The organism is Streptomyces sp. APSN-46.1 (assembly GCF_022815725.1).
Classification (GTDB): domain Bacteria; phylum Actinomycetota; class Actinomycetes; order Streptomycetales; family Streptomycetaceae; genus Streptomyces.
Genome location: NZ_JALGRF010000016.1, coordinates 132,957 through 143,974 on the forward strand (window position 1 = coordinate 132,957; position 11,018 = coordinate 143,974).

The 11,018-nt window shown below is 73.1% G+C and carries 10 protein-coding genes; 3 read left to right on the plus strand and 7 right to left on the minus strand.

What is annotated here, in order from left to right; all coding sequences use genetic code 11:
* Nucleotides 1-79: 79 nt before the first annotated feature.
* Nucleotides 80-871, minus strand: coding sequence for a metallophosphoesterase (locus MTF65_RS28830; protein WP_243631921.1), 792 nt, complete (start codon nucleotides 869-871; stop codon nucleotides 80-82).
* A 229-nt stretch (nucleotides 872-1,100) separates the two neighbouring features.
* Here MTF65_RS28830 and MTF65_RS28835 point away from each other — a divergent pair, with 229 nt between their 5' ends.
* Nucleotides 1,101-2,897, plus strand: coding sequence for a long-chain fatty acid--CoA ligase (locus MTF65_RS28835; RefSeq protein ID WP_243631922.1), 1,797 nt, complete (start codon nucleotides 1,101-1,103; stop codon nucleotides 2,895-2,897).
* A 63-nt stretch (nucleotides 2,898-2,960) separates the two neighbouring features.
* On the opposite strand, the gene MTF65_RS28840 is transcribed toward MTF65_RS28835, so the two are convergent.
* The 6 genes from MTF65_RS28840 to MTF65_RS28865 all read right to left on the minus strand — a co-directional run bounded on the left by MTF65_RS28840 (nucleotide 2,961) and on the right by MTF65_RS28865 (nucleotide 9,673).
* The gene (locus MTF65_RS28840) at nucleotides 2,961-4,103 is read right to left on the minus strand and encodes a glycosyltransferase family 4 protein (protein WP_243631923.1); all 1,143 of its coding nucleotides are present in this window, start codon (nucleotides 4,101-4,103) and stop codon (nucleotides 2,961-2,963) included.
* A gap of 92 nt (nucleotides 4,104-4,195) precedes the next feature.
* Entirely contained in the window at nucleotides 4,196-5,344 is a 1,149-nt protein-coding gene (locus tag MTF65_RS28845) for a hypothetical protein (RefSeq protein WP_243631924.1), read from the minus strand.
* A gap of 36 nt (nucleotides 5,345-5,380) precedes the next feature.
* Complete coding sequence (locus MTF65_RS28850) at nucleotides 5,381-6,445, minus strand: NlpC/P60 family protein (protein ID WP_243631925.1); 1,065 nt, start codon at nucleotides 6,443-6,445, stop codon at nucleotides 5,381-5,383.
* Nucleotides 6,446-6,736: 291 nt separating this feature from the next.
* Nucleotides 6,737-7,774: a C40 family peptidase gene (locus MTF65_RS28855; RefSeq protein WP_243631937.1), complete on the minus strand. Its 1,038-nt coding sequence runs from the start codon at nucleotides 7,772-7,774 to the stop codon at nucleotides 6,737-6,739.
* 254 nt (nucleotides 7,775-8,028) lie between these two features.
* A complete protein-coding gene (locus MTF65_RS28860) occupies nucleotides 8,029-9,393 on the minus strand; it encodes an NYN domain-containing protein (RefSeq protein ID WP_243631938.1) in 1,365 nt (454 codons plus the stop codon).
* A 40-nt stretch (nucleotides 9,394-9,433) separates the two neighbouring features.
* Entirely contained in the window at nucleotides 9,434-9,673 is a 240-nt protein-coding gene (locus MTF65_RS28865) for a hypothetical protein (RefSeq protein WP_008738811.1), read from the minus strand.
* 160 nt (nucleotides 9,674-9,833) lie between these two features.
* Between MTF65_RS28865 and MTF65_RS28870 the strand changes: the two genes are divergently transcribed.
* Both MTF65_RS28870 and MTF65_RS28875 read left to right on the plus strand, forming a co-directional pair.
* Complete coding sequence (locus MTF65_RS28870) at nucleotides 9,834-10,559, plus strand: rhomboid family intramembrane serine protease (RefSeq protein WP_243631926.1); 726 nt, start codon at nucleotides 9,834-9,836, stop codon at nucleotides 10,557-10,559.
* A complete protein-coding gene (locus MTF65_RS28875) occupies nucleotides 10,556-10,837 on the plus strand; it encodes an Lrp/AsnC family transcriptional regulator (protein WP_008738815.1) in 282 nt (93 codons plus the stop codon). The genes MTF65_RS28870 and MTF65_RS28875 overlap by 4 nt, the downstream gene beginning before the upstream one ends.
* Nucleotides 10,838-11,018: the final 181 nt, after the last annotated feature.

An 11,018-nucleotide genomic window follows, 5' to 3' on the forward strand; every position in this document is an offset into this window, starting at 1 on the left:
AAGTGTGCGGGCGGCTCCCGGCCGCCGCGTGAAGGCTACCGCGCGTGTGGACCCCGCCACTCCAGCGGACCCACCCCGCTCACCACTCCAGCGCCCACGGCCGGCCCGTCGCCGCGAAGTGACCGACGTTCACGCACTCGGTCCCCCCGATCCGCATCCGCCGCGCCAGCGGCTGGTGCACGTGCCCGAACAGCGCGTACCTCGGCCGGGTCCGCCGGATCGCCGCCAGCAGCGCCTCGCTGCCCCGCTCGAACCGCCGCGCCACCGTGTCGTAGCAGAGATCCGGCACCTCCGGCGGGATGTGCGAGCACAGCACGTCCACCTCCCCCAGGGCCTCCACCTTGGCCGCGTACTCCTCCACGTCCACCTCGTACGGCGTCCGCATCGGTGAGGGGAGCCCGCCGCCGACGAACCCGAAGACGCGGCCGCCGATCTCCACCCGCTGGCCGTCGAGCACGGTCGTGCCGGCACCGGCGTACTCGGGCCAGAGCGCCGGGATGTCCACGTTGCCGTACGTGGCGTACGTGGGGGTGGGCAGCGCCGCGAACATCTCGGCGTACTGCCGGCGCACCGCACACTCGATCAGCCGCTCCCGGTCCAGGCCGGTCCACAGCTTCCGCCCGAAGTCCCTGGCCTCCGCGAACCTGCCCGCCGTCCGCAGCTCCACGATCCGGTCGGCGTTCTCGACGCCGAACAGGTCGGGGAAGATTCCGCGCGAGTGGTCGGCGTAGTCGAGGAAGAGGACGAGGTCGCCGAGACAGATCAGCGCGTCGGCGCCCTCGCCGGCCCTCGCGAGCGCCTCGGTGTTGCCGTGGACGTCGCTGACGACGTGAACGCGCGTTCCGGCCCGGCCGGATGTGCTGCCACCCATGTCCGCCACCCTAGGGGCGCTTGGGAAGCCGGGGTAGTGGGGGTGGCACAGGCGGCCGGACCTGCGGTTACTTCCGAGTCCTCGACGGGGTCGACTACTGTCGGTACGGCACGTCCGCGTCATGTGACGCAGGGAACAATGGCCGGTTCCCTCTATCCGGAACCCACTACCGGTGGGTAACGTCCGGTCGGTCCATACGGTGGCGATGGCGCCCAGAGGAGCAGCAGTCTTGCGCGAGTTCAGCCTTCCGGCCCTGTACGAGGTCCCGTCGGACGGGAACCTGACGGATCTCATCCGCCGCAATGCCGCTCAGCATCCAGATACCGCCGTCATGAGCCGCAAGGTCGACGGCCGGTGGCAGGACGTGACCGCGGCCGAGTTCCTCGCCGAGGTCCGCGCGGCGGCCAAGGGCCTGATCGCGTCCGGCATCCGGCCCGGCGACCGGGTCGCCCTGATTTCCCGTACCCGCTACGAATGGGTGCTCTTCGACTTCGCGATCTGGAGCGCGGGCGCCGTCACGGTCCCCGTGTACGAGACCAGTTCGCCCGAGCAGATCCAGTGGATCCTCAGCGACTCCGGCGCGGTGGCCGTCGTCGCCGAGAGCCCCGCGCACAGCGCGGCCGTGGCCGCCCTGCGCGACCGGCTGCCGGAGCTGCGCGAGGTCTGGGAGATCGAGCGGGGCGCGCTGGAGACGCTGAACGCCGCGGGCGCCGAGATCTCCGACGCCGAGGCCGACGAGCGCAGCGACCTGGCCAACGCCGACGACATCGCGACCATCGTGTACACCTCGGGCACCACCGGCCGCCCCAAGGGCTGTGTGCTGACCCACCGCAACTTCTTCGCCGAGTGCGGCAACGTCGTGGAGCGGCTCAGCCCGCTGTTCCGCACCGGCGACTGCTCGGTGCTGCTCTTCCTTCCGGCGGCGCACGTCTTCGGACGTCTGGTGGAGGTGGCGGCCGTACTGGCGCCGATCCGGCTGGGCTGCGTACCGGACATCAAGAACCTGACCGACGAGCTGGCCTCCTTCAAGCCGACGCTGATCCTCGGTGTGCCGCGCGTGTTCGAGAAGGTCTACAACTCGGCGCGCGCCAAGGCCCAGGCCGACGGCAAGGGCAAGATCTTCGACTCGGCGGCCGAGACGGCGATCGCGTACAGCCGCGCGCTGGACACGCCGGGCGGCCCGTCCTTCGGGCTGCGGCTCAAGCACAAGATCTTCGCCAAGCTGGTCTACAGCAAGCTCCACACGGTCCTCGGCGGCCGCGGCGAGTACGCGATCTCCGGCGGCGCCCCGCTGGGCGAGCGGCTCGGCCACTTCTACCGCGGCATCGGCTTCACGGTGCTGGAGGGCTACGGGCTGACCGAGACCTGCGCGGCCACGGCCTTCCTCCCCTGGGACCGTCAGAAGATCGGTACGGTCGGTCAGCCGCTGCCGGGCTCCGTCGTGCGGATCGCCGATGACGGCGAGGTGCTGGTGCACGGCGAGCACGTCTTCAAGGAGTACTGGAAGAACGAGACCGCGACCGCCGAGGCCCTGTCCGACGGCTGGTTCCATACCGGTGACGTGGGCACCCTCGACGAGGACGGCTACCTCACCATCACCGGGCGCAAGAAGGAGATCATCGTCACGGCGGGCGGCAAGAACGTGGCGCCCGCGGTGATCGAGGACCGGATCCGGGCGCACGCGCTGGTCGGGGAGTGCATGGTGGTGGGCGACGGGCGGCCGTTCGTGGCCGCGCTGGTCACCATCGACGAGGAGTTCCTCGGCCGCTGGGCCGCCGAGAACGGCAAGCCGGCCGGCGTGACGGCGGCGGAGCTGCGTGAGGACCCGGAGCTCAACGCCGCCGTGCAGAAGGCCGTGGACGACGGCAACGCGGCGGTTTCCAAGGCGGAATCGGTGCGGAAGTTCCGGATCCTGGGCTCCCAGTTCACGGAGGAGTCCGGTCACATCACGCCGTCGCTGAAGCTGAAGCGGAATGTGGTGGCGAAGGACTTCGCGGACGAGATCGAGGCGCTGTACCGGGGCTGACGGCCCCGCTCGCGTTCGAGGCGGTCCCCGGGGGCGGAACCCCCGGGACCGCCTCGACCCGTTTCAGAGCAGCTCGCGCAGACGGTCCGCCAGCAGGTCCCAGCGCCACTTCTCCTCGACCCACGCGCGGCCCCGCTCGCCCATGCGGGCCCGCAGGGCCGGGTCCAGCAGCAGCGTGCTGATCCGGTCCGCCGCGTCGTCGGGGACACCGCCCCGGACCACCCAGCCCGTCTCGCCGTCGAGCACCGCGTCCGGCGCGCCGCCCGAGTCGCCCGCGACCACCGGCAGTCCCGTCGCCGAGGCCTCCAGGTAGACGATGCCGAGCCCTTCGACGTCCAGGCCGCCGCGCCGGGTCCGGCACGGCATCGCGAAGACGTCACCCGCGCCGTAGTGGGCGGGCAGTTCGGACCACGGGACCGCCCCCGTGAACACCACGGACCGGTCTACGCCCTTGGACCGCGCGAGAGCGCGCAGGTCCGCCTCGTACGGCCCGCCGCCCACGACGAGCAGCACCGCGTCCGGGACCTTCGCGAGGATCCGGGGCATGGCCTCGATCAGCGTGTCCTGGCCCTTGCGGGGCACCAGGCGCGAGACGCACACCACCACGGGGCGGTCCGTCAGACCCAGCCGGGCCCGGACCTCCGCGCCGCCCGATCCCGGGTGGAAGGTCTTCTCGTCCACCCCCGGCGGGAGCTGCGTCATCCGCCCCGCCGCCCGGTCCGTGACCGCCGAGGCGATCCGCGAGCGCGTGTACTCCCCGAGGTACGTCAGCGTGTCCGTGCCCTCGCCGATCCGTCGCAGCAGCTGCCGCGCGGCCGGCAGCTGGGCCCAGCCCGCCTCGTGCCCGTGGGTGGTCGCGACCAGCCGCCGCGCCCCCGCCCGGCGCAGCGCCGGGCCCATCAGGGCCAGCGGGGCCGCCGCCCCGAACCACACCGACTCGCAGCCGTGTTCCCGCAGCAGCCCGACCGCCCGCCCGGTCACCCTCGGCGTCGGGAGCAGCATCGTCGTACGGTCGCGGACGACCGGGAACGGCTGCTCCGCGTCGAAGGCGGCCGTCGCCTCGCGGCCCTCCTCACCGTGCTTCCAGGTGGAGGCGTAGACGACGATCCGGTCGGGATCCAGCCTCAGCGCCATGTTGTGCAGGAAGGCCTGGATGCCGCCCGGTCGCGGCGGGAAGTCGTTGGTCACGATCAGCGTCTTGTGCATCGCCAGCCAAAGTACCCGAACCCCCGCCCGAGCGGCCTCGGGGAGTGGGGCACGCCGCCTCGCCGCCCGGCACGGCATTTCCCCGAGGCCGCTCAGCGCAGCTCGTCGCGCAGGTACTCCTGCCAGGCCCGGGTGAGTTCCGCGGGGTCGAGCCCCAGGGTCTCGGCCAGCGCCGTCGCCAGCGGCTCGCGGCCGGCCTTCTCGTACAGCCGCACCAGCGCCGCGTCCCCCCACTTCCCCGCGATGAACCGGCAGACCAGCCAGGCGCCCTCGTACGCGCGCGCCAGCGCCTCCGCGTCTCCGCCGAAGCCGAACGCCTCGTTCGCGGGCAGCTCGCCGGGCAGCTCGCCACGGCGGACCGCCCGGGCGAGCTCGGGCGCCGCCTCGGCGGCCGCGCGTCCCGTCCCCGGCGTCTCCCGGTAGGCAGCCCAGTCCGCGAAGCCCTCCGAGAGCCACAGCGGCGTCCGCTCCGAGGTCGCGGCGCGGGTGGCGACGTGGGTGATCTCGTGGGTCAGGACGATCCGCCGGCCCTCCTCCGCCAGCTCCCCGTACCCCTCCGGGTTGATCACCACCCGGTCGGCGGGGGTGGGCCCGGCGCCCACCCGGCCCGTGGTGACGGCGGCCATCCCCCGGCACGCGGAGGCCGGCCGGCCGAGCAGCGCCGCCATGGCGTCCAGCGTGCCCGGGACCAGGACGACCACCCGCCCGGCCCACGCGCCCGGCCAGGCGGCGCTCACCGCGGGCACCGCCCGGTCGGCCTCGGCCGCGATCCGGTCCAGGTCCGCGGGGGTCCGGCCCACGCCGAGGACCAGGCAGGCCTTCCCCCGGACCACCGCCACCGGGCCCTGGTCCCACAGCTGCGGCGGCGCGCCCGGCGCCGGCCGGTCGCCGGTGACCCGCCAGGCCCCGCCGTCCCCGGTCAGCTCCACCTCGCGCGCCGACCCTGCCGGGGCCGTGTCGTATCCGGCGAGCCGGTAGCGCAGCTCCGCCCGCGCGAGGGCCCGTACGCCGTCCCGCCGGACCGAGGTGACCTCGTAGGCCCAGTCCTCCAGCGGGATCCCGGCGAGCCGCCCGGGCGGCGCGGCGGACCACCGGGCCACCGCCCGCCGGATGTCCCGCTCGGCGGCGGTGCCGGCGGTGTCGGCGGTGTCGGCGGGCGCCCCGCACGCGGCGAGCGGTGCGCACAGCAGCAGCGGCAGTACGCGGAGCACGGCGCGGCGACCAGGGCGACCAGGGGACATCCGCCGATCGTACGCACGCCCGGGCCGGACCCCGCCCTACGGGCGGGTCACCGACGACACCGGCATCATCCCGACCGGGTCGTAGCGCACCCGCGCCCCCGGGTACGGGGCGTGCACCACCTGGCCGTTGCCCACGTACATGCCGACGTGGCTGGCGTCCGAGCGGTACGTGACCAGGTCGCCCGGCTGCGCCTGCGACAGCGGGACCTGCCGTCCGGCATGCCGCTGGGCCTGCGAGGTGCGCGGCAGGGCGACCCCGGCCTGCCGGTACGACCACACCATCAGCCCGGAGCAGTCGAACCCGGACGGGCCGGTGGAGCCCCAGACGTACGGGCGGCCGACAGCGGCCCGCGCGGCCATCACGGCGGCCGCGGCACGCCCCGAGGACGGGCCGGAAGAGGGCAGGTCGGGCAGCCCCTCGGAGCGCCCGCCGGAACGCGAGGAGCGCTCGAAGTCAGCACGCTCCTGCGAGGGCATCGCGTTGAGCAGCCTGCGGGCGGCGGCGAGCTTCGCCGTGATGGACCGCTTGTTCCTGGCCACCTCGGAGCGCAGGATCTCCAGTTCGGCGAGTTTGCGGGAGGCCTCGTGGCGCTCCTGGCCGAGCCGGCGCTGCTCCTCGCGCAGCGCGTCGAGCTGGCGGGCCTGACTGCCGGTCAGCCGCTCCAGGGCTGCGGCCTTCTCCAGGTAGTCGTCGGGGTTGTCCGACAGCATCAGCTCGACGGCGGGGTCGATTCCGCCGGACCGGTACTGGGCCCCGGCGAAGTGGCCGAGGAGGCCCCGCATGGTGTTGACGCGGTCCTGGCCGCGGGCCACCGCGTCCTGGGCCCGGTTCACCTCGGCGCGGAGCTTCTCGGCCCGCTCGCCCGCCTCGTTGAAGCGCTCGGTGGCCTGCTCGGCCTCCTCGAAGAGCCGGTCGACCTGGGTGCGGCTGCCGGCAGGGGGCTCCTGCGGGAGGCTGGGGGCCGCGTTCGCGGACGCGCCGGTCATGGCGGCCGCGGCGGTGGCCGCCGCGGTGGCCGCCGCCGCGGTGAAAACGGAAGCCTTCGTGTTCCGGTCGAGGCCGGTCAGGCCGCTGAGGCCGGGCCGGCGGTGGGACGCCACGTGAAACCGCTCCCTTCCGCTGAGCGGGGCCCGGGGCCGCCCCCCGTGGACGGCCGTGTGCCGGGTTCCGCGCTGGCAGACAGTAGCCGCGGCGTCAGGCACCGGCCAACGACCGCCGGAGGGCGCACACGGCGACGCCCCACCGGAGACGCAGGTCACCGGCGGGGCGTGTGGTCAGAGCGAGGCCTGGGAATTCGCCCGGATGGGCGGTGTGCGGCGCGTCCCGGACGCGAAGAGCACGCGGTGTCGGAGCACGCGGTGTCGGAGCACGCGGTGTCGGAACAGGCGCTGTCAGATGCGGACGCCGAACTGGAACGGCATGTTGTCGATCGACTCGTACTTGACGCCGCCACGCGGGTTCGAGGCGTGCAGCGTCATGTTGTTCCCCGCGTACAGGCCGACGTGGTGCAGATCGCCGTAGAAGAACACCAGGTCGCCCGGCTGGAGCTGGCTGCGGCTGATGCGCGTGCCCTCGTTCGCCTGCGTGTAGGTGGTACGGGTGATGCTGACGCCGGCCTGCTTGTACGCCCACTGGGTCAGCCCGGAGCAGTCGAAGGCGCTGGGGCCCTCGGCGCCGGATATGTACGCGCTGCCCACCTTGGTCTTGGCGGCGGCGAGCGCGGCGCCCGCGCGGCCGGAGGCCTTCACGTCGCCGAGGTCGGGGGTGCGCTCGCCCTCGCTGCGGCTGGCGCGGCTGGCCTTGCTCTCGTCGTCCTTGAGCTGCGCGCGCTCCTGCGCGGTCAGGGTGTTGAGGAGGGCCTGGGCCTCGGCGAGCTTCTCCTGCGAGACCTTCTTCTTCTCGCCGAGCTCCTTGCGGGTGGCGTCGAGGTCGGCGAGCTTGCCGGAGGCCTCCTGGCGCTGCTGCGCGAGGCTGCGCTGCTTGGCCTGGATCTTCGTGACCGATTCGACCTGCTTGCCGCTCAACTGCTCCAGCGTGGCGGCCTTGTCGAGGTAGTCGTCCGGGTCGGCGGAGAGGAAGAGCGCGAGGGACTGGTCGACGCCGCCACTGCGGTACTGGGCGGTCGCCATCGAACCGAGCGTGTTGCGCAGCTCGTTGAGCTCGTCCTGGCCGCGGGCGACCTGGTCCTGGAGCTGCCCGATCTCCTTTTCGAGCTTCTCCTGGCGCTCCTTGGCCCCGTTGAACTTCTCGGTGGCCTGCTCCGCCTCTTCGTAGAGCGCGTCGACCTTGGCCTTGACCTCGTCCTTGCCCGGCTTCGCCGGGGCGGCGTAGGCGCCCTGGGCGGAGAGGGCGACGGCCGCGGCGGCGGTTGCGGTGAGCACGGTCACGCGGGCGCGGTTCGGCTGCTTGGGTCGACGGTGGGACGCCACGAAGGCGAGCTCCTTCTTCCTCTGGCCGCCGAAGAACGCAGGGCTCGGCAGCACCTCCGCCGGCACCCCGAATGAGTGACCTACCGCACGAAGGTTTGAGCAGACCCTAGTGACCCGTCTGTGATCAGTTCAAATCCTGGCGGGCAAAAACTGCGTCCCCGACCAGCTTCTTTACCTACAGTGCACGCTCTGTGCCGGGCACTTGACGGTACGTCCCCCACAGGTGCGGCCAATTCCGGCATTCGCCCCGGCAGTTACGAAACGCGCGAAAGCCGCTTCAGCAACAAAGCGGACGCCACCGGCCGAGCCCCGGCCTTCGCCACCCCGTCGGCGACCTCGCGGTCGGTGGAGACCACCACCACAGGCCGGCCGGCCGGCTCGGCGCGCACCAGCTGGCGGATCAGCTCGTCCGCCGTCACCCCGGCCTTGGAGAACAGCACCCGTACCCCGCGCGGCGGCGCGAGCAGCACCGGGGCCGCCAGTTCCGCCCCGTCGAAGACACAGGTCATCTCGGCGCCCGTCTGCGCGGCCAGCATCGACAGCCCGCCCAGCAGCCGCAGCCGCTGCTTCTCCAGCGGCATCGTCGGATAGCCCGTCTTCGTCACGTTGTAGCCGTCGACCACCAGATGCGCCTGGGGCAGCGCCAACAGCTGGTCCAGCAGCGCCGGATCGGTCTCCGACAGGGCCCGCGCCGCGATGTCCTTCGGGGTCATCCGGCCCGGCTCCACCGCGTCCACCGTGTCCGCCGGCCGCGTCGACACCGGCGGCAGCGCCAGCTCGCGGCGCAGCCCGGCGGCCGCGTCCAGCACGGTGTCCAGCAGCAGCCGCAGCCGCATGTCCTCGATGCTGCGCCCCTCGCGGGTGGCCCGGCGGGAGGTCTCCAGCGCCGTCTCCACCTCCGCCAGCCGGGACTTGAGCCGCCGGCTCTCGCTCTCGGCGGCGGCCACCCGCGCGGCGGCCTCGGCGCGGATGCCGTCGATCTCGGCGGTGACCTTGCGGAGCGCCGCCTCACCCCGCTTGACGTCGCTGAGGGCGCTGCGCAGCTTGCGCTGAAGCGATTCCGCTTCCCTGCGGGCCGCCTCCAGCTCGCCCCGCACCTGCTCACCGCCGGTGCGCTGCAGTTCCCGTACCTGGACCAGTTCCTCGCGCAGGCGCTCCAGCTCGCGCCGGCTCTCCTCGTCGGCCCGCTCGGCGTCGGCGCGCTGGGCCTCCTCGCCGGCCGCGGCCACCAGCTTGACCCAGCCGGCCGGGCGCAGGATGTACGCGGCGGCGGCCACGTCCAGCGGATCGGCGGCGGCGGGCGGGGCGCCGGACTCCAGCGCCGCGGCCAGTTCCACCTGGGCCTCGCGCAGCTTCTCCGCGACGCGCCCGCGGAAGACGCCATCCGTCTCCACGGCCGCGGCCATCGCGTTGCCGGCGAACTTGGCGCGCCGGGTCGGGGTGAACCGGGCGTACTGGCGCAGCTGCGCCGGGAGGTCCGCGACCGTCAGTCCGCCGAAGGCGTCCGAGACGAGCGCGACGACCCGGCGCCGCACGCCTTCGGGCAGCGGGCGGTCGAGCGCGTCGGCGGCGTCGCCGGCCGCGTCGGCCGGCTCAGCGCCGCTTGCTGGCTCCACAATCCGTCACCCCTACCGTGATCTACCTGGGGGCACGGCTCCGTCAGGAGTCCGCGCCCGGCCTGTCCACGAGCTCGATCTGGTCCACCGCGTTGCACCACCGGCACCGGACCGACTCGATGGTCTCATTGACCACCTCACGCTCCTCGACCTTGGGCTCCCCGGCGAGGTCGAGGTGGACGTACTCCACGACCTTCGACGAACGGGTGACATCGAACCGCGTGAGGTTGCCGCACAGCGTGCAGCGCCACCGGGTGGTGTCGGTCGGCAGGGGAACCGTCATCAGGCCGCTCTCTCCTTCGTAGCTCTTTCAATTAAAGCCGTCGCTTGAGCCGTTCGCCCGAGCCGTCCGCCGAACCGTCCGTCACCGGCGGGGGACACAGCTCGTAACCCTACGGCCTGCCACCGCTCCGGGTGGGGCCGGTTGCGTCATGCTCGGTCGCATGATCGTAAGGTGGCGGGCCGTCCGCGAGGCCGCGCGGGGCCCGGTGATCACGCATGCCCTGATCGCCGGCTGCTGCGTGGTGTTCCTGATCGGCCCGGCCTCGGGCCTGAACCCGTCCTACGGGACGGGAGACCAGCTGCTGACGACGGGGACGGCGTACTTCCGGCGCTGGGGCGTGGTCCCGGACGAGCTCCTCGCGGGATCCGCGCGCGCCCTGCTGACTCCGCTGACGGCGCTGTTCGTCCACGGCAGCTGGCTGCATCTGCTCGGCAACATGCTCTTCCTCCACGTCTTCGGCGCGATGACGGAGGAGCGGATGGGCCGGCCGGAGTTCCTCGGCTTCACCGTGTGTACGGGCTATCTCGCGCTCGCGGCGTTCGCGGCGGCCAACGCCTCCTCGGACCAGACCCTGGTCGGGGCCTCCGGGGCGATCTCGGCGGTGCTGGGCGCGTTCCTGTGCCTGTTCCCGCGGGCGCGGGTGACGAGCCTGTTCCCGTTCCTGCTCTTCCTGCCGCTGCGGTTCCCGGCGTGGATCGTGCTGCTGTTCTGGTTCGGCCTGCAATGGCTGGCCGCCCACCGCGCGGAAAGCGGCCCGGGGGTGGCCTACCTGGCCCACCTGGTGGGGTTCTCGCTCGGCTTCCTCTACGCGTGGGTCCGCTACCGGCGTGCGGCTAAAGTGAGGCGACCAGCGACGACGGCCACCGAGGGAGACAGCCAACCGTGATCACCGCGATCGTGCTCATCAAGACCAGCGTGGACCGCATCCCCGAGATCGCCGAGTCCATCGCCGCGCTGGACAGCGTCAGCGAGGTCTACTCCGTCACCGGTACGTACGACCTGATCGCGCTGGTCCGCGTGGCCCGCCACGAGAACCTGGCGGACATCATCCCGGGCCGCATCAGCAAGATCCCGGGTGTCGAGGCCACCGACACCCACGTGGCGTTCCGTACCTACTCCCAGCACGACCTGGAAGCGGCCTTCGCCATCGGCCTCGACGCCTGACGCCTGACGCCTCCGGCGCGGTTCACCATGCGGCCGGGGCGGCGGCGCCTCCGATGCCGCCCGCGCCACCAGTCCCGGACCAGCTCCGAGGTCCAGTGCGCCACATCCAGCCTCGCCGGCGTTTGAGGCGCGGGTCCGGGCGGAGCCCGGTGCCCGGCGGAGCCGGGGTTCGGGGGGGGGG